This is a genomic window from Allocatenococcus thiocycli (assembly GCF_921292965.1).
Lineage (GTDB): Bacteria > Pseudomonadota > Gammaproteobacteria > Enterobacterales > Vibrionaceae > Vibrio > Vibrio natriegens.
Genome location: NZ_CAKLCK010000023.1, coordinates 97,154 through 121,795 on the forward strand (window position 1 = coordinate 97,154; position 24,642 = coordinate 121,795).

Genomic DNA, 24,642 nt, shown 5'->3' on the forward strand with positions numbered 1-24,642 from the left:
TAGTGGTACAAAAAATAAGCCAGCACAATGGCTGGCTTGTACTTAATTCCCGATAAATTAAGTAATTAGTCCAGTAGAGACTTCACGTATTCTGCGATCTCAGGCACTTGGCAATGTGCGAAGAAGCACTCTTGGAATTGCGCGCTACCAACAGCCGTTTTCACTAGCTCTTGATCGATGGCACGTAAGCCTTCGACCACATCTTTAGAAACTGCGGCTTTTACGTCGTTCAAGATCGCAGCGTTAGCTTGCTGAGGCGCTGCTCGCTCAATAGGGTAACCTTCACCACGATTTCCAGTGAACGCTTTTTCAAAGATGTAACGCACGTTCAGTTCACCAGCCCAACCAAAACCTTTAGCGAAAGCTAGAGAGATAGCGTTGCCGTTGTTGATTTGGTTGAACAGGAATGCATCAGATGGCTCCAGGCAGTAGCCACATACAACGCCTGGATGTAGGTTGCTTGACATCAGCGCACCTTGGCCGGTTCCACAACCCGTTACCACGAAATCTACTGCTTTTGAGTTCAGTAGGATATTCGCCATGATACCTAAGTGGACGTACGTTAGGTGATGATCATTTTCATCCGTCATACCAACGTTAAATACTTCGTGGCCAAGACCACCCGCTACAGTGTTTAATTCACCAGCCACCATTGCGTTTTTCGCGGCTTGGCTGTTTTCCATCATTAGTGCAATTTTCATCTGTTACTCCTGCGGAACAAACCGCATTCAAAAATAAATTCTTAAACAAAATCTTTACGCATCGGGGTGAAGGTATCGAGAAGAACCCCCGGTTTCAGACAAACACAGCCATGCTCAATGTCTGGCTCTTTGTACATGGTATCGCCTGCTGTGACGATTTTTTTCTCATCTCCAATGGTGAATTCAAACTCACCTGAAAGCACGTATGTTAGCTGCTCATGTCGGTGTGAGTGCATCGCGCCGATAGCGCCTTCTTCAAAGTGCACTTCTACTGACATCATGTTTTCGCTGTGAGCCAGTATTTTGCGTGAAATCCCTGCACCGAGATTTTCCATTGGAATGTCTTGGTTCAATACAAACATGGTTCACCTAATAACTTGATTGATTATTGATTCTGATGGCTGCCCAGATAAACGATAGATCGTCATAGAATTCATCACGATTACCGTTATTTCTAGTAGCGTCCCCCCAATAGAACCCACCAGAATATTGTTGGTCAGCCAACAACAAGCACCCAGTAAAAAGCCTACGCGCATCCGAATACCCGACAAGCAAAATAACGAGTAGGTACCAATCACCGTCCCCAAGATAGGCCAAACATCGCGCCACTGCTCAGCAGCCCAATAGCCACTAACTAAACTGATAGCAATAAATGCTGCAGCGATTCGCTTCGACGAGACAAAAATTGCCGTGGTCGTTCTGATTGTCGACAGGAACGCGCCAAGCGCTGAGGTCATTGAACCGAGCAATAAAAAATGGAGAAGATGATTGAGGTTGAAAATCAGCATTAAGATTTTTAAACGCTTATCATTTTTCTGGTAAAAGACGGAGAACCCCAAACCAAAACTGATAAACCCTACTACTTGCGCTAATGTTGCAGTATCCACAATCAACTTCTCACAAATCGACTAGCGAGCTAACCAGCCACCATCAACCGCGATCGTGTAACCATTGATATAGTCAGCCGCTTTTGATGCCAAAAATACACAAGGACCAGCTAAATCTTCAGGCAAGCCCCAGCGTTCAGCTGGGATACGTTCAAGGATTGCAGCGTTACGCTCTTCGTCAGCACGTAAAGCAGCGGTGTTGTTTGTTGCCATGTAACCTGGTGCAATTGCGTTGACGTTAATGTCATGACTTGCCCATTCGTTCGCCATTAGGCGCGTAACACCCATAACTCCGCTCTTAGAGGCAGTGTATGAAGGAACGCGGATACCACCTTGGAAAGACAGCATAGATGCGACGTTGATGATCTTGCCACCTTCACCTTGAGCGATGAACTGCTTTGCAACGGCTTGAGACATAAAGAACACCGATTTGATGTTAATGTTCATTACGTCATCCCAATCTTGCTCAGAAAACTCGATCGCATCTTCGCGACGGATGATACCTGCATTGTTTACCAGAATATCAATGCGGCCCAGCTCTGCGACTGCACGATCAACGATTGAAGGGATGTCATCCAGCGTCATTAGGTTAGCGCGAACATCAACAAATTTACGGCCTTCGGCTTCAATTTTCTCAATAGTTTCTGTCGGCTCAATGATGTTTACGCCCACGATATCACAACCGGCTTTTGCTAAACCAAGCGCCATACCTTGGCCAAGACCAGTGTCACAACCCGTAACAATGGCTACTTTGCCTTCAAGGTTAAATGAATCAAGAATCATGTCTTTTTCCTCAATAATTAGATAATTCGTGATTTGGCGACTGGCCATGTCACTTTCTACACACATATACTGAATAAAAAAGAAATTAGTTTCAATTATTTTTGAAAAGACGTTTCAAAAAATAGATTACGATCCAATTTTTCTGCACCGAACCCCAATTTAATTCCAAATTATTGAAAAGGTATTTTATAAATACTAGTGCTACAGATTTTATAAGATATAATGAAGCAAACAAAAAATTCACAAGGACATCAATGAAAACCTCAAATCAACCTGAAGCAGTTTCATCAGTACTGAAAGTGTTTCACATTCTTCAAGCACTAGGGGAGCAAAAATCCATCGGTGTATCCGATCTTTCCCAACGACTAATGATGTCGAAAGCAACAACATATCGTTTTCTACAAACAATGAAGTCACTAGGCTACGTATCGCAAGAAGGTGAAGACGATAAGTACTCACTAACACTCAAGCTGTTTGAGTTGGGATCAAAATCGCTCGAGTATGTTGATCTGATTGAACTGGCCGACAAAGAAATGCGTCATATTTCAGAACAAACCAATGAAGCCTTGCACCTGGGTGCTCTGGATGACAATGCCATCATTTACATCCACAAAATCGATTCTGGCTACAACCTACGCATGCAATCGCGCATTGGTCGCCGTAACCCTCTTTACAGTACTGCTATTGGTAAAGTTCTACTTTCTGAGCGCGATGAAAGCTTCGTCCGTGAGGTGTTAAACGGTGTAGAATTTATTAAACACACTGAAAAAACGCTAGAAAACACGGAACAAGTGCTAGAAGAATTGGCAAAAGTGCGCGCTCAACACTTTGCAGAAGATAACGAAGAGCAAGAACCTGGCCTTCGCTGTATCGCAGCGCCGGTTTATAACCGCTTTGGTCAAATCATTGCTGCTCTGTCTATCTCATTCCCTGTTATTCGCTTTGAAGAAGAACGAATGGAAGAGTATGTCGGCTTATTGCATCAAGCAGGCAAAAATATTTCCGAGCACTTGGGATATCATAACTACCCCGCATAGTCTGGAAAGCAGCTAGACGGCTGCTTTATTGCCTACTTTATAAATGTTGAGAGGGCGATTAAATTTCGCGATTTACCTTATGTAACGCTTCGACAGCTGATGCGCTGATCACGCCAACTCTTTCGCTAAAAAGTCGATGAGTAATCTGACTTTAGGCGATAGTTTATGACTTGGTGGATACAGCGCCCAAATACCTTCACGATCATCCCGGTAATCACTGAGCACTTCGACCAGCTCACCGCAATCTAACGCCTCTTGAACGTAATAATCAGGTAACTGCACTAAACCAAGCCCACGCTTTGCCGCATCCACTAAAGCGAAACCACTGTTGCATTTGATCCGTCCAGACACTCGCAACGACTTCTCTCGGTTCTGCTCTTTGAAATGCCAGTAATCAACCGAACCCACCAAACATTGATGACGCCCTAACTCTGATAGTGTATGGGGTTCGCCAAATCGTTCCAGATAATTAGGGCTCGCACAGACATACATTTGGCGTGAAGAAAGGCGCTTAGCAATCATACTTGAGTCTTGTAATCGCCCCAGACGTATGGCTACATCCACCCCTTTCTCTATCAAGTCGAGTCGCTGGTTGGTCAGAATCAAGTCGAGATTAACCTGAGGATGCCTCTCTAAGAACTGATGCAATAATGGCGCAAGGTTCATTTCTCCATAGGTAACCGGAGCCGTCACCCGCAGTATGCCTTTTGGCTCTGCCTGCATTTGAGTCACGGCAAGCTCGGCTAACTCTAGTCCTTCTAACAGGTGCTTACACTGCTGATAATAAAGCTGACCTGCCTCAGAAAGAGAAACTTTACGCGTGGTGCGATGCAGCAATTTCACTGCTAAACGTTGCTCTAGCGCGGAAACTCGACGACTGATCTGTGCAACCGATGTTTTAAGTTTATTTGCAGCGCCAGTGAAACTGTTTGTCTCTGCAACGGCTACAAACTCAGTAACACCTTCCCAATTCGCCATTTCTTTGTTCCCGTCAAATCATTTAACGACAACATTGTCACACAAACTCTGACCGGGAGAAACTTCCCTTTATCTATACCCCCCAACACAAAAAGTTAATTAACTGTAAATAATTTAACATTGAACAAACATGGGCTGTGTTTTTATAGCGTCTGAATCCACAAGTAGGACAGAAGAATGACCAAGCACAATACCCCATTAGCTGGTTTTACTCATATGGAACATGGCACAGCACAAGACTGGAAGATCATCGCGGAACAATTTGTTGATTATGCTGGAGAATTACCAGACAGAATCATCAAACACCTTTTATTGCTTGATGGTGATTTTGGTGGCTTTCAGGTTGATCGGCTCACACACAGCCTCCAATGTGCAACACTCGCCTATCGAGATGGTAAGGATGACGAGTACGTCGTGTGCGCGCTACTGCATGATATTGGCGATACGTTGGGTTCGTACAACCACCCAGACATAGCAGCTACTATCCTCGAACCTTTCGTCAGTGAAGAGAATCACTGGATGATCAAACATCATGGTATTTTTCAGGGATATTACTTCTTCCATCACTTGAATATGGACAGAGAGATGCACAAAGCGTACATCGATCATCCTTGTTACCAACGCACCCAGGAATTTGTGCGTAAATATGACGCCCCAGCCTTTGATCCTGAATTAGACACCCTACCGCTAGAATTCTTTGAGCCGATGATCCGCAAGGTATTTGAGCGTCCCGTTCGTTCGATTTACAAACAAGCTCAAGACAAAATAGCAGCAGAATAGGGAGAGGCGATCATGAACTCATCAATGAGAAATCAAGTTAGCGAACAAGAATGGCAGTTACGTGTGGAATTAGCCGCATGCTACAGGCTGGTCGCAGAATTCGGCTGGGACGACTTAATCTTTACCCATATAAGTGTACGAATTCCAGGCCCTGAGCATCATTTTCTGATCAATCCTTACGGGATGATGTTTGATGAAATTACCGCCTCCGACCTTATCAAGATCGACCAAAACGGTAATAAGCTGCAAGACACACCTCACTCCGTCAATCACGCTGGATTTATCATCCACAGCTGTATTCATGAGGCGCGTCATGATGTCGGCTGTATTATTCATACACATACGCGAGCTGGTGTCGCGGTCAGCGCGCAGAAAAATGGCATCTTGCCAATCAGTCAACAGTCAACTTATGTGCTGTCGTCATTGGCTTATCACGACTATGAAGGCGTCGCAGTAAGAGAAGATGAACAACCTCGTTTGCAGCAAGATCTGGGAGAGGCAAATTTCCTTGTGCTGCGCAATCACGGGCTATTAACGGTAGGCAAAACCGTCGCGGATGCATTTTTGTCTATGTATGCCTTGGAAACCACCTGCCAAATCCAATTAGCCGCACAATCGGGAGGCAGTGAGCTCATTCACATTGAACCTAAGATTGTCAGCTCGATAACTGAAGCGGTGAAAACACAAGGCGTGGATGGTTCCATCGTATGGCCAGCGTTATTGCGCAAACTGGACCGAATCGACCCACGCTACAAAGACTGATTAATAAAGAAAAAGGCGCTGAATCATAAACACGATAAGCGCTTTTTTTGTTTGCCCCAAAGCACACCTGTCGTCATCAAAAATCCTTTTGTCTTCTATCCGGTTTAACACTCTTATTATTACTTATATGTAAAAATCATTTTCATAAACGACGGATTATCATTTTTAATGAAATAGATAAAATGAGCATAAATAAAACTACAGGCGAAAAGCGAAAGCTCAGCTACGCTTAACTACTACGCCTACCTATTGATTAGATAAGGGAAATCCAATGGCACTTGAAATCAAACCAGGTCAAACATCGATCAAATCTAAAGCGGCTGTCGCATGGGCGGCAGGCGAGCCATTAAAAATGGAAGAAGTGGATGTACAACTGCCTAAAAAAGGTGAAGTTTTAGTCCGTATCGTGGCAACTGGCGTTTGTCATACGGATGCATTCACGCTATCTGGTGACGATCCAGAAGGCATCTTCCCTGCGATCCTTGGTCACGAAGGTGGCGGTATCGTTGAAATGGTAGGCGAAGGCGTGACCAGCGTTGAAGTTGGTGATCACGTTATTCCTCTATACACAGCAGAATGTGGCGAGTGTAAGTTCTGTAAATCAGGCAAAACGAACCTTTGTCAGGCTGTGCGTGAGACGCAAGGTAAAGGCCTAATGCCAGATGGCACAAGCCGCTTTTCAATCAATGGCGAAACAATTTTCCATTACATGGGCTGTTCGACGTTCTCTGAGTACACTGTACTACCAGAAATTTCACTAGCGAAAGTAAACAAAGAAGCACCTCTGGAAGAAGTATGTCTACTTGGCTGTGGTGTGACTACAGGTATGGGCGCAGTACTGAATACAGCAAAAGTTCAGGAAGGCGACACAGTAGCCATCTTTGGCCTAGGCGGCATCGGTCTGTCTGCAATCATTGGTGCACGTATGGCTGGCGCTAGCCGCATCATCGGTATCGATATCAATGAGAGTAAATTCGATCTTGCGAAACAGCTGGGCGCAACCGATGTGATTAACCCTCAGAAATTTGACAAGCCAATTCAAGAAGTCATTGTTGAAATGACAGATGGCGGCGTTGATTTCTCGTTTGAATGTATCGGTAACGTCAACGTGATGCGTCAGGCTCTTGAATGCTGTCACAAAGGCTGGGGCGAATCCGTCATCATCGGTGTAGCTGGTGCAGGTCAAGAGATCTCTACCCGTCCATTCCAACTGGTAACTGGCCGCGTATGGCGAGGCAGTGCGTTCGGTGGCGTGAAAGGCCGCTCTGAGCTTCCAGAAATTGTAGAAAAATACATGGCAGGTGAATTCGGTCTACAAGAATTCATTACTCACACTATGGGACTTGAAGACGTCAACGAGGCGTTCGACCTGATGCATGAAGGTAAGAGTATCCGTAGCGTGATTCACATGGACAAATAATGTCTCTGCAGGCTCTCCCTAGGGAGAGCCTTATTGTATTAACGGTGTCCTGCCGTTGAATCTAATTTCTGCTTCTTAAGAGTTTATTCATGATGATAGAAAACGTAAGTCAGGCCAAAGTTTTTGGTGGCTGGCACAAACAATACACTCACGAATCTAGTTCACTGAATTGCCAAATGCGATTCGCTATTTTCCTGCCGCCAAACGCGACAAAGTCCCACCCAGTACCAGTGCTTTACTGGCTATCGGGTCTCACTTGTAGCGATGAAAACTTCATGCAGAAAGCTGGTGCATTTCGTATGGCTGCCGAACTTGGCATCGCCATTGTTGCCCCAGACACCAGCCCTCGTGGCGAAGGTGTGGCAGATGATGAAAATTACGACCTCGGTCAGGGTGCTGGTTTTTATCTTAATGCAACTCAGGCACCTTGGTCACAGCACTACTTCATGTATGACTACATCACGAAAGAACTACCAGCAATCATCGAAAACAATTTCCCGGTTTCTGATGTGAAGTCTATTTCTGGCCACAGCATGGGCGGGCATGGTGCACTGACTATCGGCTTAAAAAATGCCGATCAGTATCGCTCAATTTCAGCATTTAGCCCTATCAGTAACCCTATTCAGTGTCCTTGGGGCCAAAAAGCGTTTACCGCTTATTTAGGTACCGATATCGAAAACTGGAAACAATATGATGCGAGTGAGTTGCTGAAACAAGGTCCATCACCATTGGCTATTCTGGTTGACCAGGGCGACGCAGACGGGTTCCTGAGTGAACAACTTAAACCTGAACTTCTCGTTGCGGCGGCGAATAAGCATGGTTCAGAACTAACACTTCGAATGCAGCCAGGTTATGATCACAGTTATTACTTCATCTCGAGCTTTATTGATGACCATTTGAACTTTCATGCTAAGTATTTGTTCGAGTAAGTTGTTAATAAGTAACATAATAATAAGCCACCTCAAAAAGGTGGCTTTATTCTTTTTTGAATATATATTCGTTATTCAGAAATATTATTAATTTTAAAATTGAATTGAAAATGTTAATTTTCTTCTAATAATTATTAATTGATAATTATATCGATTTTTATTGAATAGTACTTAAAATACGCTAAGAGTCCTAATATTCCTCTAATCCCTGCATTTCATCGTTCATTTATTTAAGAAGTCACGTAATAGCCTTGACGTAAAGTAAGCGTAAGGTTACTTTTCAAACAAGATATATTTTTGCAACCTTATCCATTTATTCAAATCATCGAAACCTTAAATAAATCACGGCTAGCGTCGCTTTCTCTAGCTCAGTAAAAGCATAAAACTCCAAAATGAATAGAATGAAAAAGATACTCGTATTAGGCTTGCTGTGTTTTGCCCCTTTTATTTCTGCACATACCGTTTCATTTAGTAACGGTCCGCAAAAGTCCAGTGTGGCATTGGAATTAGAAGACATTCAATCGTTGCCAGAAACCACTTACACCACCGAGTTACCTTGGAGCAAAGGGGAGTCTGAGTTTACTGGAGTAAAGCTGAGTGACTTACTCACTTACGTATATGGTGATATTCCAGCGCAAATCGATATCAGTGGTTTAAACAATTACCACGCGACCGTAACGCGACCAGATATCGTTAGATATGAGCCGATTTTGGCCTATCAAAAAGATAAACATTACATAAAAATCAGGGACAAAGGCCCATATTGGGTTGTATATCCGCTGAACCTTTACCCAGAGCTAAATCGATCCGCATATCATGCCCAAATGGTCTGGCAGGTGAATGAAATTAAATTGATAAAGAAATAATGAAATTATCAGATACCTATCCACTCAAGCCCCAAAAGTGGCGATACACAACACTCAGCAAACTGCTGCTGTTCGTCTTTGCTACCTCTTTATTACTCGCGAATGTCGTGCTACTTCAACAAACGCGTGCATTAGCGCAAAACTTTACTAACGAGCAAAAACAGGCCACGTGGTTTTTGTTTCAGCTGTCTAAAGAGCTGTCAGAACTGGTTGGGGAAGCACGTCGGCTTGATGAAGACATACAGGACATAAATGGCGCAGAGCTACAGTATGAGCTCGCCTGGAGCCGCTTTGACTTACTCATCAACAGCGATGATGCGTACACTTTCTTTTCTCGCAACAATATTCAGCAGTATTTTTTAGAACTCTTCGAACAATTCAAAGACCTTGAGCCTTTTCTTGTCGAGGCGAACACCGGAGATCGTCAGGCGGCAGCCCAGTTTTATCGCTCAACCCAGACTTTGTACTTAGACTTAGTGGATTTTGTGAATCAAAACTTCCGACTCACCAGCAAAGTATATGAAGCACAAAAAGGTGAAACACAGCGACTGGTACAAGCGCAATATATGCTGTTTGCGACTTTTGTGTTGTCGACACTTTCTCTTATTTATTTCTTTTACCGCGAATCAAGTTTCCACCGAAAACTAGCACTCAGCGACCCGCTGACAAGGCTTGGCAACAGAAGCGCGCTGTTTGTGACGCTTAGAAAAAACATGCAACAAAAAAACACGTTTTATCTCTGTATCCTGGACTTAAACGGGTTTAAAAATATTAATGATACTCACGGACACCAAGCTGGCGACAAAGTTTTACGAGCTATTGCTAACCGGCTAAAGTCGATGGAGATCAATAATTTTACCACTTACCGAATGGGTGGTGATGAGTTTGCCATCGTCGTTCAGGACAAAGCCATCAGCGAAGAAGAAATACAGCATCATATTAATGCCGTGTTTGATGACCCGGTACTAAAAACAGAAAACGATCATCAACTTTCGACCAGTATTGGTATCGCGCGGTATCCGATGGATAGCGATAATATCGACTTCCTTATCAATATCGCAGATAAACGCATGTACAAGATGAAATTCCAAAGATAGAACAGAGTGACATCTCAAACATACAAAAGCCCCGCTCTTCAACAAGCGGGGCTTTTCATTACAACTGAGGGTGAGTCTGCGCGACTAGTTGTTCAGAAATTTTTCTTTCAGCACAGTGAGCACACCAGATTCCTGATTGCTTGGCGCAGAAAAACGGGCGATTTTCTTAATCTCTTCATGAGCATTGGCCACAGCATAAGAGTGCTCGCTCACTTGCAGCATTTCCAAATCATTTAGGTAATCACCAAATGTCATCGTCTCTGCAGGTGTAAAATTCATGGTTTGTTGAAGATACTGAATTGCCGCCCCTTTAGAAGCTTTTTCGTTCATCACGTCTAACCAGATTTTGGCACTAACGACGACTTTATGTGAGTCACCAAACTGGCCGTTCATCGTCGGGAAGACTAACTCTTCTGAACCGTCAAAATGGCAGATCGCAACTTTAATGAACTCATCATCAACCTCAAGCAAATCGTCGACGTTTTCACAGCGATGGTAGTACTTTTGAAACTCTTCCAACGTTTTTTGATCCTGAATTTCGATATAAGCCGAACGCTTACCACACAGAACAATGTGTGCCCCATCTATGCCGCGCGCCGCTTTGATTATCTCTGCTACTTCAGGTTTCGGAATGGTACAGCTATAGAGTTCTTTATCTTTGTGTATCACCAAGGTGCCATTTTCTGCCACGTACAGAATGCGATCCTGAATCGGAGCGAAAGTGTCACGCAAGCTATAATATTGACGGCCAGAGGCAGCCGAAAACAAAATACCTTGTTCCTCTAATCGTAAAAAGACATCGAAGAATTCTGGGTCTAAACGACCGTACTGATCGAGTAGCGTGCCATCCATATCGGAGGCGATAAATTTAATGCTAGCTTGTGACATGAACTAAAACTCTAATTAGGGAAGGAAAACAGCGATAGCGTTTAAGGTACAGGATCGTGAGTGAATCTCAAGTATAGTTGTTAATATAGTAATCCTGATTCAAACAGGTACAATCCTCGCTCAAATTTTTACTCGCGCGGATACACATCATGCACTCGCCTGAACATTGCTTTACTCGTTTTACTGCTGATATTTCTGGTTATGAGTTACCAGAGCAGTTTACGTTTCCGTTCTATTACACACCGCATCCTCTATGCGTATTAGCCGCTGAACAACTGCAACAGCACTTACTCACGCAAAATGACTTTGAGCATGACTTTGGGTTAGAGGATGAGCAAGCGGGGCGAGGGAAAATGTTCGGCGTGCTTTTGGTACAAAATCAACAAGGTGAGCTAGGGTATCTCAGTGCTTTCTCCGGCAAGATCGCCGATCAAAACTTGTTGCCTGGGTTTGTACCACCAGTGTATGACATGCTGACTGATGAAGGTTTTTTCCGCGCTGAAACCGACGCCATCAATGCAATCAATGCCGAATACAAGCAGTGTGCAGATAACCCCGAATTAATTGAGCTAAAAGCAGAGATTCAAGCCGATCGCGCTTCATACCAGCAAGAAGAACAGGCGCAACGCCAAATAATGATAGACGGCCGTGCGAATCGAAAACTACAGCGAAAACAGGGTGAGCAAACACTAGGTCCCGATGAACTAAAGACGTTGTTAGACGACTTGGGTAAGCAAAGTGTGGCCGAGAAAAATGCGCTCAAATACCTCAAGATGGCGTGGGATGAAAAACTGGCAGTCAAAGAGCAGCGTTTAGTCACTTTAAAACATGAACTTTCAGAACTTAAAGAGCGTCGAAAAACACTCTCTAACGCGTTACAGCACAAACTACACAGACAGTACCGGTTTCTTAACGGACTGGGACAAGAACGCGATTTAGTGGATATTTTTGCCAATACGACGAATCCGGTGCCACCAGCAGGCGCAGGTGAATGTGCTGCCCCGAAACTACTTCAGTACGCGTTTAAACATGGCTTTAAACCGCTGGCGCTTGCCGAGTTCTGGTGGGGGGAATCACCAAAGTCCGAAGTGCGCCAGCACAAGAAATTTTACCCATCATGCAACAGTAAGTGCCAACCGATACTAGGCCACATGCTGCAAGGTATGAACGTCGAACCCAACCCGCTGGCTGAAAACTGGGCAGAAGACAAAGAGCTGGAAATTCTCTATCAGGACGAAGCCATGGTGGTAGTAAACAAGCCGTCAGGTTTGCTGTCTGTTCCGGGCAAAACCATCAAAGACTCGGCGTACACAAGGCTACAGGCAATGTTCCCTGACGTTGAAGGGCCTTTTGTCATCCATCGCTTAGATATGGCGACATCAGGCATTTTGGTGTTTGCACTGACCAAACGCGCGAATAAAAGCTTACAGAAGCAGTTCATGGCTCGTGGCGTACAAAAACGCTACATGGCTCTGCTGGAAGGTGAACTTAGTGATGCCGAGGGTGATATCTCATTACCTATGCGTGGTGACCCAGAAGATCGCCCGCGCCAATTGGTTTGCTTTGAGCATGGAAAACCAGCGGAGACACACTGGCAGTTGATTGAAGTTAAAAATGGCCGTAGCAAAGTGTATATGTACCCTAAAACTGGCCGTACCCACCAGCTTCGTGTCCACAGCGCTCATCACATGGGCTTAAATATGCCAATGGTTGGTGATGGCTTGTATGGCGAGAAGGCGAATCGCTTACACCTGCATGCAGAAATGCTGGAACTGGATCATCCATACAGCAAAGAGCGCATGAGCTTCCATGCCGATTGTGAGTTTTAACCCCGGTACGGTTAATCTGAAGAAACTAAAAAGGCACTGAACTCAGTGCCTTTTTTAAATTCAGACCAAGCATATTCCGACTCAGTCTTTGCCACTATCGGCTATGACGTATTTAACTGACTTTAAATTTCGTCCACACTTGTGAACGCCATCGTCTTGCCATGATGATGCCTCGAACCCATTCATCCAAAGCAATGGCCATCCAGGCTCCCACTACACCGTAGCCCATGTGAATACCAAGCACGTAAGAGAACAACACGCCTAAGCCCCACATACTTACGATACCCATTTGCACCGGGAATTTAATGTCACCTGCACCTTTTAAACCGGCAATGAAGATCAGGTTAAACACACGTCCGGCTTCCAACAGGATCGACCCCAGAACCAATGAGCCAGCAAGAGCAAGGATTTCAGGCTGATCAGTGAACACGCGGAGAATGTCTTCTCGGAATACGTAAATCACGGTCGTGGCAACGGTAGAAGCAACAAAGCCCACCAAGAAATAAATCTGAATACGCTTCAGGATGCTGGTCACCCAGCCCTTTGCAATGTAATAACCGGTTTGAATCTGCGCTGCCTGACCAATCGCCAGTGCAAAAGCAAAAGAAAAACGCGCAATATTCTGCGCATAGGTAAATGCCGCCAACGAAGCCGTGCCCATCTGTACCACAAAGTACACAATACAGATTTGCGCAATGTTGTAAGACAACACCTCACCCGCATTCATGCCGCCAATCTTCAAAATCTTTTTATAGATGTCCGCCGGCACTTTTTTCATGGTCGACATGGGTAACTGGATGCTCGAACGCGCCACAACCACCAACAACATCAATGTACCTACGACTTGGCTCACGACGGTCGCAACGGCAACGCCCTCTACGCCATAAACGGGTAAACCAAACGGCTGATACAACGCGATGTAGTTACCTGCAATGTTTAGCACGCCACTGAGCAGGTTAACCACCATTGGTGAGCGCGAAAAACCGTGACTACGCAGAATCGTGGTTAGCACGATGCCAATGGTGACATTGAATGTCAGCGAGCCACTGATCAACAAGTAATTGCGCGCGTATTCTTCCACTTGGGCTTCAAGGCCGTAATATGGCAAAAAGAATATCGCACCAAGTACCGCTATCACGCTGAGGAAAATACCCACAATCACCGACAGCACAACACTCGCGACACCAACATCAACCGAGTCTTTCTCACGGTCAGCGCCATTGTATTGTGCAATTAAGATGCCCGTCCCACTGCTCACAAATGTTGAAACAATGATCAGAAAAAACGTCAACTGGGTAATAACCCCAACCGCTGATACCGCTTTGTCTGAGTAACCACTCAGCATGAATACATCACTGGTTCCTAAAGCCGTCCTTAGCAAAATTTCCACGAGTATCGGCCAAGCGAGTGTCACGATGGACATGCGCTGGTTGATGTTCTGGCTCTTAGGCATAGTTGTAAACCTTCACACAATGAAAAACTGCTTCACAGGAAACTGTGAAGCAGTTTAAGAAAATAGCCATTCATACTTGAAATGGGCGAAAAGTTGCTATGCGCAAATTTTATTCGCATCCCGGTCACAACAGCAACAAAATTTCGTCGAAATGAGTAATATTTTTCTTATCTCACGGTCACTCATTGACGATATGAAAGGCACTTTCTCGACGTATACAAAAAACAATAGCTGAAGAGCGTATGACCCACGTTAAACATCATCGCCGCCTCGAAAATCTACTTTTAATTCAATTACTCATCGCCATATTCAAAATGATTTACTTCACAGTTAGCCGAACTTTTATTCTATCTATCGCTCAGTTAACAACTAGAATAGAGTTAAAACTATAAAGTTAGGGATACAAGATGTCGACATTGGCAGGGGCACGCTTAGAAGAGATGGCGGATATCCGCGCAACGAGAAAAAAGAAGATTGTTTTTATATGTTCGAGCATCGCCGCCACTTGTCTAGTCTATGGTGCGATTGTTCAAGCATTTGAGCAGCACTGGGGGCTGTGTTTGCTCCATGCTTTATCTGCGCTTGCCTGCTTTGCGATTTGCTACATGATAAAAGTACAAAAGCATCACCAGTATGCCGATCTACTTTTAAGCGCAGTACTCATGCTAGAAGGTTTGCTGTTACTACTGTTTAATGACGCGCCTTCAGGGAAGATCTTGTGGCTGTATCCAATTGTCGCGACACTCATTCTTATCAACGAGTTTAAAGTTGGGCTTCTCTTTAGCTGTACCTATATACTCTTTATTTTTTTCGGCATCGCTTTTCTGGATAGATTACCAACCGCCACTCCTATGATTGAGCGTCGGTTTATGTTGACGTTGATTGCGATTAGCTTTGTTTGTCATACATTTTCTTATTACTACGCCAAGGTTCTGAATTACATTCAAGTCCTCTATCGAGAAGGCATTGAAGAACTGGCCTATTTTGACCAACTGACCAGTTTGGCCAATCGCTGGAGCTTTGAAACTTGGGCACGACAAAAACTGAGCGAAATCGATCGCTATCAAACCAAAGGTTTGACCGCCGTTATCTTCCTCGATCTCGACAACTTTAAACTCATTAATGACAACTATGGCCATGACGTTGGTGATCACGTTCTAAAGACATTTGCTTCTCGATTGAAAGAGAGCACTCGCTTAGCTGGCCACACTCCCCCGAAGAATGATTATTCTATCGCTCGGTTTGCCGGTGATGAATTTGTCCTGCTACTACACGATGTGCCTAACAAAGAAAGTTTGGACGAAGTGTTAAAACGCATTGTTAATGTGTTCTCAAACCGCTCTCTAGATTACGACCTCATTAATGAAATCACGATGAGTGTCGGGGCGGCGATTTATAAACAAGATGCAAACGACTTATCGGAACTGATTCGATGTGCAGATAAAGCCATGTATGTAGCAAAACACACCGGAAAAAATCAGTACGCCTATTATGAAGATTGTGTGCAGTTGGAAGAAGTGAGCACCCATCAATTGCGCCAACCAGAAATCGGAGAGGTTTATTAGTTCAGAATACTAATAAGCGAACCAATACGTCGCCCATAAACCAACAAGAAGGATAACCACTAACCAGATGACTTGGCTTGCGCGTCTGGTTTTTCCTTGATGTGGAGCCTCGTTAGGTTTGCAGGTTTGTTGACTCAATTTACCCACCAGCTCCTTATCTAATACTCGTTTATACAAATCTCGCCGCTTTTGCGCAGCATTCGCCACTGCAGTGAAGCGTCGTCTTTGCTCTGTAGTAAAATCATTAGCCTCGTAACGTGGAGGGAAATCAGTGTGTTTGCGTTGTACTGACATCATTTCCTCCTTGGATTGATGAGTACTCTCTAGGGTCTGTTTATCTTTCGTGGTTAATTTTTGTTCGAGATAAAAGCGCTTTAATCGCGACGAGAGGCGGACGGCTAGTTGTTTGTAGCTTAGTCAATCTAAGTAAAGCACCTCTCAACAAAGAGTATAGCGCTTTTAGCCGAACCCTTTGGGCAGCGTTTGTAGCTCCTTTCTACTGCGTTATCGGCTTATCAGGTAGGTCAACTACATTTCAAAACCTCTGCCTTGTATAAAGAACCCACAAACTGCTGCAAAAATCAGCTCGAAAGGTCAACAGACCCTAAGTACACACAAAAAAACCACCCGAAGGTGGCTTCAATTCACGGTGCAAGACGGTGTTTTATAGATATTCACACAAGTACGCTGTCGCATCTTTAACTTGTAGTTCAAACGATGAGTTGCCTTCAACGTCAAAAGACTCACCGCTGTTGTATGTTGTCCAGTCAGTTTCACCTACACGTTTAACAATAAGGGCACCTTTCACTACTGTCATGCGTTCTGGAGCTTGTGTACCAAACGTGTACTCTCCTGGAAGCATCACTCCGACACTCACTTCTTGCTCGTGTTGACTAAAACCTAGTGACTTCACACCGCCTGCAAAATAGCTGTTTTCCTTGATACTCATTATCAGTTCCCTCATTAAAAATCTGACCTTTTTTACCCTGTTTTTCTCTATGACTCAAGCCCATAAAGCCTTCTAATTAAACATTAGTGACAAATAGGTTCATAACTAGGTTTTCTTATCATGCATAGCACATCAAAACCGGTGATTATTTAGGCATAACAAATTAACAATGTAGCACCTGAACCCTAACTCTCTTACGCCTTTAGATAGAATAATTCCCAAGATATTCAGACAAATAAATACGCTTCATTTTGTTTTTTCTTTAAGTGCGTAAACGATAAGTACTGCTTCTGCAGAATATTTTTAGATTATTGACTCAAGATTGTATTTCACGTGCAACAGCGTACGAGTTTTATTTAACTTCTCTCAAGTGACTCGAAAAACGCTTTGATTTTTTTTGACGAAAAAAAACCCTCTGAAATGCTAAACGTGATGCTTTTGCAGGTGGTGCCGGACTTTGGCGTAAGAGCAGATTGTGTTTGTGATAGAACATGAATCTAAGGATAGAGAGAAGTTATGATTCGATTTAACCTATGTGCCGCAAGCGTTGCTTTGGCATTATCCGGAGCGACTGTCGCTGCTCCAACTGCACCAAGTATTGATCTATATGGATCTAACAACCTTCAGTTTTCTAAAATTGAATTGGCCATGGAAACCACATCCGGTTACCACAATATGGTGACCTACCATGACAAAGCAAAGATTGCGGTGACATTCAACCAGTGGAGCGGCTCAACGGGCGACACATACAACATCTACTTTGATGGTACCCAAGTAGCCACTGGTGCCATTACCAATAGCCAAACCACAGCCCAGTTCGAATATGGTCAAGGCGGTTTGTATCAGATGGAGATCGAAGCGTGTGATGAAACAGGTTGTGCGAGAAGTACTCCGGCTGAAATTACCATCGCTGACACTGATGGCTCGCACTTAAAACCGCTTACGATGAATGTGGATCCAAACAACAAATCTTATAGCACAGACCCTAGCGTGGTGATGGGGACTTACTTTGTTGAGTGGGGCATTTATGGCCGTAACTACACCGTAGACAATATTCCGGCAGACAACCTAACCCACATCCTTTACGGCTTCATCCCAATTTGTGGCCCTAATGAATCCGTTAAATCCGTTGGCGGGAATAGCTTTAACGCGTTGCAAACCGCCTGTAACGGCGTACCTGATTATGAAGTCGTTATCCATGACCCATGGGCAGCGTACCAAAAGAGCTTCCCACAAGCCGGTCATGAATACAGCACTCCAATCAAGGGTAACTACGCAATGCTGATGGCATTGAAACAAAGTAACCCTGAGCTGAAAATCATCCCATCGATTGGTGGTTGGACTCTGTCTGATCCATTCTTTGATTTCGTCGATAAAGCCAATCGAGATACCTTTGTGGCTTCCGTTAAAAAATTCCTCAACACATGGAAGTTTTACGATGGCGTCGACATTGACTGGGAATTCCCTGGCGGCGGCGGTGCAGCGACAGACCGAGGCGACCCCGTCAACGATGGCCCCGCATATGTTGCTCTAATGCGTGAACTGCGTGCAATGTTGGATGAGTTAGAGGCAGAGACAGGCCGAACATACGAACTCACTTCAGCCATTGGTGTGGGTTACGACAAGATCGAAGACGTTGACTACGCGGACGCAGTCCAATACATGGATTACATTTTCGCGATGACCTACGACTTCTATGGCGGTTGGAACAACGTACCGGGGCATCAGACCGCCCTTTACTGCGGTTCGTTCATGCGCCCAGGCCAGTGTGATGGCAGTGGTGTTGATGAAAACGGCGAACCGTTCAAAGGGCCAGCCTATACTGCAGACAACGGTATCCAGCTTCTTCTCGCCCAAGGTGTCCCTGCCAACAAGCTCGTACTCGGCACTGCTATGTACGGTCGTGGCTGGGAAGGGGTAACACCGGACACTCTAACCGATCCAAATGATCCAATGACAGGTACTGCAACTGGCAAGCTAAAAGGCAGTACCACACAAGGTGTCTGGGAAGCTGGCGTTATCGATTACAAAGGCATTAAGTCATTCATGCTTGGAGCGAATAGCACTGGGATCAACGGCTTTGAATACGGTTACGATGATCTGGCAGAAGCGCCGTGGGTATGGAACCGCTCAACGGGCGAGCTAATTACTTTAGATGACCACCGTTCCGTACTAGCAAAAGGCAACTACGCTAAAACGCTTGGGCTTGCGGGTCTATTCTCCTGGGAGATTGATGCAGATAACGGCGATATTCTCAATGCCATGCACGAAGGTATGTCTGGTGCGGTTATTGAGCAGCCAAACCGCGCTCCAACAGCAACCGCTGGCGCAGATCAATCCGTATCAGGTCCTGCAACCGTGACGCTAGATGGCAGACAGTCCACCGATTCTGACGGTACGATAGCCAGCTACGCTTGGGAGCAAACATCTGGTACAGCAGTAACCCTGACCGGAGCAAATAGTGCGAACGCAAGCTTCGATGTGACTGAAGTAACCGCAGAAGAACAACTGACGTTCAAACTCACAGTAACAGATAACGAAGGTGCAACCGCTTCTGATCTTGTTGTGGTCACCGTGAAGCCAGCAGGCGTTATCGAACCACCTCAAAACACAGTGCCAGTTGCACAAATCACCGCTCCAGCAACAGCGAATGCAGGTGAGGTTGTGGTCATAGACGCGTCGGGATCTAGTGACGCAGACAACGACACACTCACTTTTAGCTGGACGCTACCACAAGGTTTAAACGCGACCGTTGAAGGTGCGAAAGTGACCTTTACTGCTGCTGAGTACTCCCAGGATACCAGCCTAAACTTCACGGTGAGTGTGAGTGACGGTGAAGCATCCGCGACCGCAAGTACAACCATAGTCGTTGCACAATACACCACAGATCCAAATACGGGCACATGTGATAACGCTTGGGATTCAGATGCGGTTTACACAGGGGGTGATCAAGTGACTCATGCTGGCAGTACTTGGGAGGCGAAGTGGTGGACTCGCGGCGAGGACCCAACAACGACAGGTGAATGGGGTGTTTGGAAACAAGTAGGCACAGCGAACTGCAACTAAGCCGCACTAGCCAGGCTACTTTCTACAAAGCTAAAGCATAACCATGATGTATAAAGGACAAGAGCAGCACTCGCTTACTTGTCCTTTATTTTTATAAAATCACTACGCTTTAGATTCGATTAAGCGGTCAAAACTTTGGAACACTTGCTCGCACTTCATGACTCGGCCATGGCCTTGACCTTGCGTGGTGACCAACTCAACATTGGCGATGTCCTCCGCCGCTTTTGCTGAGATACTGTGTTTAGTGAACTTGTCTTGCTCATCGTGAACTATAATCGTCACTGACTCACGCTCAGAAAGGCGTTTTAGCGGGTCAATTGACTGTAACGGGTAATCAAACTGCGCTTCCACTTCTGATACCACTGCATGAAACAGCTTCATGGAATAGCCTGAGCGCGCAATACTGCCAAACAGGTTTTCTACATAGTTTAGAACAGGCGCAATGAGCAAAAATGGCTTATTCTCCAGTTTGCTGTGACGACATTCCAGTGCAGAAGCGGTACCCATGCTGTGACCAATTACTCCCGCAATGTCATCAACCGAGTCCAGCACATCTTCAAGACCACGAATAAAACCCGGAATGTGACCATACTGACCTTCACTCTCACCATGAGCAGGATGGTCGTAAGCCAGTGCGGTAAAACCTTTCGCGGCGATATGTTCCATCAGAGGAAAAAACTGGCTCGCGGTTCCCGACCAACCGTGAGTCAGAACCCAAATAGGGCCAGTTCCAAGTGAGTAGGTTTTAATCACACCATCAAATCCTTGGATCTCCCCTTTGACCAAGCCTTGAGGCTCTGCATTTTTCGGTTTAGTACGAACAGGCGTAAGAAGAAGCTTTCTTGCAGTACTTTTGGCGTGTGACGGTGCCAGAGTGTGATGCAGGCGGGTACTGATATTAACCAAGCTACGTTTAACGCTAAAGCGCTGCGATGTATTAAAGTAAATTTTGTCGCTCATGATCTTTCCCTTAACTAGCAGCACAAAATAGAACGGTCGTGCTTTTTGTGCTGATAAGAAAGAGCGAACTCTGTCGCTCTATCTAAAATTTTGAATGTGTTTGTGTTTTAACTTAATCGAAACCGGATACTTACGCCTTCCAACGAGCAAACAAGTTATCTATCCCTTGCCAGAACAGTCTCTGACTCTCTGCCTCGCCCTTAATCGAATAAAACACATGCGCGCTTAGATACTGCCCGTACAAATCAAAGGTTGCCTGTTTGGTGTCTAAATCACTTGAAAACTCACGATTGTCTTTACCTTTCGCGATTTGTATTTCTAAGTAGTTCAGCCATGTATTAATCGACTTTCTCAACGCCACTTGTAATGGACAATCATCCGCTGCGGTATCATTCCAGGCATCAAGAAACATACAACTACCCTGAAAAGAGTGGTTCCATGTCATCCATGAATCTAACAACCCACGAATTTTTCTCTCGATGTGGTCATCCCCTAGCTCCCGCACAGGTTCTATCACCCGAGAGGTAAAGACTTGATTCGCGTGCTCGAGTACCGAGAGCTGCAAGTTCAGCTTAGAGTTAAAATGGGCAAACAAGCCACTTTTCGACATCCCACACAGCTTTGCCAGTTCACCAATGGTAAGGCTTTCCAACCCCTCTTCACTGGCAATCTCAAAGGCTCTCTGCAGAATAAACTCTTTCGTTACTTTTCCTTTTTTCATAACAGTATTTTTAGCACGGTCGTTCTTTTATGCAAGGTTTTGTATTCTGGTCGAACCATTTATTGGTAAGAACAATTGCAACCATCGGTATATTGAGTTCCGTGATAGGTATATAAATAAGAAGCTTGAACCACGTCTGAATTTAAAACATTACCTGTCACCAAGAGAGCTTGAGTTGATTTCTTCACGTACGCCATTATTCGAGAACTGTTACTTTCGCTGAATAGTTTTATGTTCAGGTAAGTAATTTATGACAACCAAGAAGAAGATCGCCAGTTTAGAATTTGCCCGAATCATCGCCATGTTAGCGATAATTGGTCTTCACTGTCAGATGGCTCTCTCGTACTGGCAATGGGGCGAGGTGCCCTGGGTCGGTTACATTATTAACCAGATGTCACGTTTTGCGGTTCCTTTGTTTTTCCTTATTTCTGGCTATTTGATTCAGCCCAAACTCAGTACCAATCCAATTAAAACACTAAAGAGCTACGCCAAACCGTTAATCAGGATCTGGGTGGTGTGGAGTGTGATTTGCCTAGTCGTACCGTTCCGATGGCAGACTGTCTATGAAGTGGGTTACTTAGCAGAGCGACAAGGTTACTGGGATTACCTGATGCAATCCCCGATTAACTCTTTGCTAGAAGGGGGCTTGGTTCATTTGTGGTTCCTGCCGGCACTCCTGATAGCCGTGACACTTATCGCTTTTCTGGTCAAAGCTGGGCAGTCTCGACTCCTACTTCCTATCGCTTTATTGTTTTACGTATATGGAGTTTTAGCAGGAAGTTACTCTACATTAACTGAACTGCCAGCTCCGTTTTTCACTCGCAATGGCCCTTTCTTTAGTACATTGCTGGTTGTGCTGGGTTATCTGGCCAGAGAGAAACAATGGCAATGGTCTAGCAGCAAAGCCTTGCTTCTGATGGTGATCGGTTTGGGGCTTCACTTTGCAGAAGCCAATCGACTGATGCAACACAACGTTATGTTTAACACTCATGATTTCTTATTTGGGACCGTTATTTGGTCACTTGGTATTTTCATGTGGCTACTTGCTAACCCCAATTTTGGCAATATGTCATGGGTGCACAAGTGGTCACCGAGCATCTTAGGAATCTACGTTAGCCACCTACTGGTGGTAATTATCATGATGAATGTAGCAGGCATTCTCCTATTACAAGGTTTAGTTAAAGATGTTTTCATTTACTCAACCACCATTGTCGCCACATTGCTTTTAGTCAAAAGTATTGAGGCTTCACCACTAAGAAAACTATTACTTAGATAAATCAATAAAATGCGAGTCATAGCTTGCTCTGACACGTTCGTTGGAGCAAGCCAAACAAAAATGAGAGTGAGCTCTCACTGGCTAAAATTTTAGCGCTATGAGCCTCAATAATTTTGTCGATACTCACAAAAAACATTGAGCATTTCCTTTAGATTTACCCAATAAATAAAACACTGCTCATTTAACGGAGGCTGTATGTGGGCATCTCAAGGAGTCACTCCTTTTTTAGAAATAAGCCATTGGCTGACCTACGGTTTGTATGCCGCAGCGATTTTATGTTGCGTAGCGGGTATCGTGTCACTAAGAAAATAGTGGCATAACGCCCGGTTCCTACCGTTAATTCGAGCTTTCTCACAACTAACCTCTTAATTTATGGCTACTATTTCTCCAACAAGACAAGGGAGAAATGTCTATGCCAATTTACCCAATTGTGGCTTTCTGCTGTTTGTTATTCTCAAGCTCCAGCATGGCTGCGGTCACCAGCGAGCTCAACCTAGTTAATTCTACCGTTGGCTATACCGCCCTGGTTCTGTTTTCTATCGCTTACGCTCTGGTTATGCTGGAAGAGTATCTCAAGATGAGAAAATCCAAACCTGTACTGCTCGCAGCAGGGTTAATTTGGATTCTGATCGGGTACACCTTTACTCAACACAACCAACAGGATGTCGCTAAAGCTGCGTTAGAGCACAACTTGCTTGAATACGCAGAATTGCTGCTGTTTCTATTAGTGGCGATGACTTATATCAACGCCATGGAAGAGCGAAGACTCTTTGACTCTTTACAAGCGTGGATGGTGGGTAAGGGTTTCGGCTTTAAAAAGCTGTTTTGGCTGACAGGTTTCCTCGCATTCATTATTTCACCCATCGCGGATAACTTAACGACGGCACTGTTGATGTGTGCTGTAGTAATGAAAGTCTCTGGCGACAACCCAAAATTCGTCAATCTGGCTTGTATCAATATCGTCATCGCCGCCAACGCGGGCGGTGCATTCAGCCCTTTTGGTGATATTACAACGTTAATGGTCTGGCAAGCGGGTCACGTCAGATTTTCTGAATTTCTTCCTCTGTTTATCCCTTCTTTGGTCAACTATTTAGTCCCAGCCTTTTTGATGTCGCTGTTTGTACCAAACACCAAACCCAATACCAAACATGAGCACGTGGAGCTGAAACGCGGAGCAAGACGCATTGTTCTGTTATTCATTCTGACCATCGCTACCGCCGTCTCTTTCCATGCCGTGCTGCACTTCCCTCCTGTGATAGGCATGATGATGGGCTTGGCTTACCTGCAATTTTTTGGCTATTTCCTACGTCGGACACTCAAGCAGTCTTTAGCGAAAAAAACGGCAATCGCGATTGCGAATGGCGACGAGCAGGCTCTGAAACGTATCGGTTCCGTCGTGCCGTTTGATGTGTTCCATCGTGTGTCACGTGCGGAGTGGGATACCTTACTCTTCTTCTACGGAGTCGTAATGTGTGTTGGTGGGCTTAGCTTGCTTGGTTATTTAGAGCTGGTTTCTCATGTGATGTACACCGAATGGAATCCAATGTGGGCGAACGTAATGGTTGGCATACTTTCAGCCATCGTGGATAACATTCCAGTGATGTTTGCCGTATTAACCATGCAGCCTGATATGTCTGTCGGCAACTGGCTGCTGGTCACACTCACTGCGGGTGTTGGTGGTAGTTTACTCTCTAT

The 24,642-nt window shown here is 44.9% G+C and carries 23 protein-coding genes; 12 read left to right on the plus strand and 11 right to left on the minus strand.

Translation table 11 applies throughout. The annotated features are described in order from the left end of the window. Positions 1 to 65 precede the first annotated feature (65 nt). From L9Q40_RS08295 to kduD, 4 genes are read right to left on the minus strand one after another with little or no spacing between them, the layout of a single operon-like run. Positions 66 to 701: an RpiB/LacA/LacB family sugar-phosphate isomerase gene (locus L9Q40_RS08295; protein ID WP_014233476.1), complete on the minus strand. Its 636-nt coding sequence runs from the start codon at positions 699 to 701 to the stop codon at positions 66 to 68. A gap of 41 nt (positions 702 to 742) precedes the next feature. Continuing rightward, positions 743 to 1,063 carry a cupin domain-containing protein gene (locus tag L9Q40_RS08300; RefSeq protein WP_498793023.1) on the minus strand — a complete coding sequence of 107 codons (321 nt, stop codon included), beginning with the start codon at positions 1,061 to 1,063 and terminating at the stop codon, positions 743 to 745. A 3-nt stretch (positions 1,064 to 1,066) separates the two neighbouring features. After that, positions 1,067 to 1,591, minus strand: a complete 525-nt coding sequence (locus L9Q40_RS08305; protein ID WP_498793038.1) for a YgjV family protein — start codon at positions 1,589 to 1,591, stop codon at positions 1,067 to 1,069. Between the two features lie 18 nt (positions 1,592 to 1,609). After that, positions 1,610 to 2,371 (minus strand): 2-dehydro-3-deoxy-D-gluconate 5-dehydrogenase KduD, encoded by a 762-nt coding sequence (gene kduD / locus L9Q40_RS08310; RefSeq protein WP_498793024.1) that lies wholly within the window; start codon positions 2,369 to 2,371, stop codon positions 1,610 to 1,612. A 254-nt stretch (positions 2,372 to 2,625) separates the two neighbouring features. On the opposite strand from kduD, the gene kdgR reads away from it, so the two are divergent. Then, the gene (gene kdgR, locus L9Q40_RS08315; RefSeq protein ID WP_498793025.1) at positions 2,626 to 3,408 is read left to right on the plus strand and encodes a DNA-binding transcriptional regulator KdgR; all 783 of its coding nucleotides are present in this window, start codon (positions 2,626 to 2,628) and stop codon (positions 3,406 to 3,408) included. Positions 3,409 to 3,516: 108 nt separating this feature from the next. Here the strand turns inward: kdgR and L9Q40_RS08320 are convergent, their stop codons facing one another. Next, positions 3,517 to 4,386 carry a LysR family transcriptional regulator gene (locus tag L9Q40_RS08320; protein ID WP_014233472.1) on the minus strand — a complete coding sequence of 290 codons (870 nt, stop codon included), beginning with the start codon at positions 4,384 to 4,386 and terminating at the stop codon, positions 3,517 to 3,519. A 177-nt stretch (positions 4,387 to 4,563) separates the two neighbouring features. Between L9Q40_RS08320 and L9Q40_RS08325 the strand changes: the two genes are divergently transcribed. The 6 genes from L9Q40_RS08325 (at position 4,564) to L9Q40_RS08350 (ending at position 10,240) form a co-directional block, all read left to right on the plus strand. After that, positions 4,564 to 5,166, plus strand: coding sequence for an HD domain-containing protein (locus tag L9Q40_RS08325; protein ID WP_014233471.1), 603 nt, complete (start codon positions 4,564 to 4,566; stop codon positions 5,164 to 5,166). A gap of 12 nt (positions 5,167 to 5,178) precedes the next feature. Then, positions 5,179 to 5,928 carry a class II aldolase/adducin family protein gene (locus tag L9Q40_RS08330; protein WP_065300640.1) on the plus strand — a complete coding sequence of 250 codons (750 nt, stop codon included), beginning with the start codon at positions 5,179 to 5,181 and terminating at the stop codon, positions 5,926 to 5,928. Positions 5,929 to 6,199: 271 nt separating this feature from the next. After that, a complete protein-coding gene (locus tag L9Q40_RS08335) occupies positions 6,200 to 7,348 on the plus strand; it encodes an S-(hydroxymethyl)glutathione dehydrogenase/class III alcohol dehydrogenase (protein WP_020335086.1) in 1,149 nt (382 codons plus the stop codon). Between the two features lie 89 nt (positions 7,349 to 7,437). After that, positions 7,438 to 8,277, plus strand: coding sequence for an S-formylglutathione hydrolase (fghA, locus tag L9Q40_RS08340; protein WP_020335085.1), 840 nt, complete (start codon positions 7,438 to 7,440; stop codon positions 8,275 to 8,277). Between the two features lie 401 nt (positions 8,278 to 8,678). After that, positions 8,679 to 9,143 carry a putative pterin-binding protein gene (locus L9Q40_RS08345; protein WP_014233467.1) on the plus strand — a complete coding sequence of 155 codons (465 nt, stop codon included), beginning with the start codon at positions 8,679 to 8,681 and terminating at the stop codon, positions 9,141 to 9,143. Continuing rightward, entirely contained in the window at positions 9,143 to 10,240 is a 1,098-nt protein-coding gene (locus L9Q40_RS08350; protein WP_498793026.1) for a GGDEF domain-containing protein, read from the plus strand. The genes L9Q40_RS08345 and L9Q40_RS08350 overlap by 1 nt, the downstream gene beginning before the upstream one ends. An 84-nt stretch (positions 10,241 to 10,324) precedes the next feature. On the opposite strand, the gene L9Q40_RS08355 is transcribed toward L9Q40_RS08350, so the two are convergent. Next, positions 10,325 to 11,128, minus strand: coding sequence for an HAD family hydrolase (locus tag L9Q40_RS08355; RefSeq protein WP_498793027.1), 804 nt, complete (start codon positions 11,126 to 11,128; stop codon positions 10,325 to 10,327). A 149-nt stretch (positions 11,129 to 11,277) separates the two neighbouring features. Between L9Q40_RS08355 and L9Q40_RS08360 the strand changes: the two genes are divergently transcribed. After that, positions 11,278 to 12,957, plus strand: coding sequence for an RluA family pseudouridine synthase (locus L9Q40_RS08360; RefSeq protein ID WP_498793028.1), 1,680 nt, complete (start codon positions 11,278 to 11,280; stop codon positions 12,955 to 12,957). 112 nt (positions 12,958 to 13,069) lie between these two features. On the opposite strand, the gene L9Q40_RS08365 is transcribed toward L9Q40_RS08360, so the two are convergent. Further along, positions 13,070 to 14,410, minus strand: coding sequence for an MATE family efflux transporter (locus tag L9Q40_RS08365; RefSeq protein ID WP_498793029.1), 1,341 nt, complete (start codon positions 14,408 to 14,410; stop codon positions 13,070 to 13,072). A gap of 407 nt (positions 14,411 to 14,817) precedes the next feature. Between L9Q40_RS08365 and L9Q40_RS08370 the strand changes: the two genes are divergently transcribed. Continuing rightward, entirely contained in the window at positions 14,818 to 15,975 is a 1,158-nt protein-coding gene (locus L9Q40_RS08370; RefSeq protein ID WP_498793030.1) for a GGDEF domain-containing protein, read from the plus strand. Positions 15,976 to 15,984: 9 nt separating this feature from the next. Here L9Q40_RS08370 and L9Q40_RS08375 read toward each other — a convergent pair whose 3' ends face one another. Together L9Q40_RS08375 and ppnP are read right to left on the minus strand one after the other, a co-directional pair. Continuing rightward, the gene (locus L9Q40_RS08375; RefSeq protein WP_498793031.1) at positions 15,985 to 16,269 is read right to left on the minus strand and encodes a hypothetical protein; all 285 of its coding nucleotides are present in this window, start codon (positions 16,267 to 16,269) and stop codon (positions 15,985 to 15,987) included. 370 nt (positions 16,270 to 16,639) lie between these two features. Beyond that, positions 16,640 to 16,924 (minus strand): pyrimidine/purine nucleoside phosphorylase, encoded by a 285-nt coding sequence (gene ppnP / locus L9Q40_RS08380; protein WP_014233458.1) that lies wholly within the window; start codon positions 16,922 to 16,924, stop codon positions 16,640 to 16,642. 516 nt (positions 16,925 to 17,440) lie between these two features. Between ppnP and L9Q40_RS08385 the strand changes: the two genes are divergently transcribed. Further along, positions 17,441 to 19,990, plus strand: coding sequence for a glycosyl hydrolase family 18 protein (locus L9Q40_RS08385; RefSeq protein ID WP_498793032.1), 2,550 nt, complete (start codon positions 17,441 to 17,443; stop codon positions 19,988 to 19,990). Positions 19,991 to 20,092: 102 nt separating this feature from the next. Here the strand turns inward: L9Q40_RS08385 and L9Q40_RS08390 are convergent, their stop codons facing one another. Together L9Q40_RS08390 and L9Q40_RS08395 are read right to left on the minus strand one after the other, a co-directional pair. After that, a complete protein-coding gene (locus L9Q40_RS08390; protein WP_498793033.1) occupies positions 20,093 to 20,950 on the minus strand; it encodes an alpha/beta hydrolase in 858 nt (285 codons plus the stop codon). 130 nt (positions 20,951 to 21,080) lie between these two features. Then, complete coding sequence (locus L9Q40_RS08395; protein WP_014233455.1) at positions 21,081 to 21,671, minus strand: TetR/AcrR family transcriptional regulator; 591 nt, start codon at positions 21,669 to 21,671, stop codon at positions 21,081 to 21,083. Between the two features lie 250 nt (positions 21,672 to 21,921). Here L9Q40_RS08395 and L9Q40_RS08400 point away from each other — a divergent pair, with 250 nt between their 5' ends. Both L9Q40_RS08400 and nhaD read left to right on the plus strand, forming a co-directional pair. Further along, the gene (locus tag L9Q40_RS08400) at positions 21,922 to 22,947 is read left to right on the plus strand and encodes an acyltransferase (protein WP_498793034.1); all 1,026 of its coding nucleotides are present in this window, start codon (positions 21,922 to 21,924) and stop codon (positions 22,945 to 22,947) included. Positions 22,948 to 23,359: 412 nt separating this feature from the next. Beyond that, positions 23,360 to 24,642, plus strand: a 1,283-nt coding sequence (gene nhaD / locus L9Q40_RS08405) for a sodium:proton antiporter NhaD (RefSeq protein WP_498793035.1), incomplete at its 3' end; no start/stop codon positions are given.

Coding starts and splice junctions, on each gene's coding strand:
- L9Q40_RS08295 (WP_014233476.1), bottom strand. CDS start 701: ATGAAAATTGCACTAATGATGGAAAACAGCCAAGCCGCGAAAAACGCA.
- L9Q40_RS08300 (WP_498793023.1), bottom strand. CDS start 1,063: ATGTTTGTATTGAACCAAGACATTCCAATGGAAAATCTCGGTGCAGGG.
- kduD (WP_498793024.1), bottom strand. CDS start 2,371: ATGATTCTTGATTCATTTAACCTTGAAGGCAAAGTAGCCATTGTTACG.
- kdgR (WP_498793025.1), top strand. CDS start 2,626: ATGAAAACCTCAAATCAACCTGAAGCAGTTTCATCAGTACTGAAAGTG.
- L9Q40_RS08320 (WP_014233472.1), bottom strand. CDS start 4,386: ATGGCGAATTGGGAAGGTGTTACTGAGTTTGTAGCCGTTGCAGAGACA.
- L9Q40_RS08325 (WP_014233471.1), top strand. CDS start 4,564: ATGACCAAGCACAATACCCCATTAGCTGGTTTTACTCATATGGAACAT.
- L9Q40_RS08330 (WP_065300640.1), top strand. CDS start 5,179: ATGAACTCATCAATGAGAAATCAAGTTAGCGAACAAGAATGGCAGTTA.
- L9Q40_RS08335 (WP_020335086.1), top strand. CDS start 6,200: ATGGCACTTGAAATCAAACCAGGTCAAACATCGATCAAATCTAAAGCG.
- fghA (WP_020335085.1), top strand. CDS start 7,438: ATGATGATAGAAAACGTAAGTCAGGCCAAAGTTTTTGGTGGCTGGCAC.
- L9Q40_RS08345 (WP_014233467.1), top strand. CDS start 8,679: ATGAAAAAGATACTCGTATTAGGCTTGCTGTGTTTTGCCCCTTTTATT.
- L9Q40_RS08350 (WP_498793026.1), top strand. CDS start 9,143: ATGAAATTATCAGATACCTATCCACTCAAGCCCCAAAAGTGGCGATAC.
- L9Q40_RS08355 (WP_498793027.1), bottom strand. CDS start 11,128: ATGTCACAAGCTAGCATTAAATTTATCGCCTCCGATATGGATGGCACG.
- L9Q40_RS08360 (WP_498793028.1), top strand. CDS start 11,278: ATGCACTCGCCTGAACATTGCTTTACTCGTTTTACTGCTGATATTTCT.
- L9Q40_RS08365 (WP_498793029.1), bottom strand. CDS start 14,410: ATGCCTAAGAGCCAGAACATCAACCAGCGCATGTCCATCGTGACACTC.
- L9Q40_RS08370 (WP_498793030.1), top strand. CDS start 14,818: ATGTCGACATTGGCAGGGGCACGCTTAGAAGAGATGGCGGATATCCGC.
- L9Q40_RS08375 (WP_498793031.1), bottom strand. CDS start 16,269: ATGTCAGTACAACGCAAACACACTGATTTCCCTCCACGTTACGAGGCT.
- ppnP (WP_014233458.1), bottom strand. CDS start 16,924: ATGAGTATCAAGGAAAACAGCTATTTTGCAGGCGGTGTGAAGTCACTA.
- L9Q40_RS08385 (WP_498793032.1), top strand. CDS start 17,441: ATGATTCGATTTAACCTATGTGCCGCAAGCGTTGCTTTGGCATTATCC.
- L9Q40_RS08390 (WP_498793033.1), bottom strand. CDS start 20,950: ATGAGCGACAAAATTTACTTTAATACATCGCAGCGCTTTAGCGTTAAA.
- L9Q40_RS08395 (WP_014233455.1), bottom strand. CDS start 21,671: ATGAAAAAAGGAAAAGTAACGAAAGAGTTTATTCTGCAGAGAGCCTTT.
- L9Q40_RS08400 (WP_498793034.1), top strand. CDS start 21,922: ATGACAACCAAGAAGAAGATCGCCAGTTTAGAATTTGCCCGAATCATC.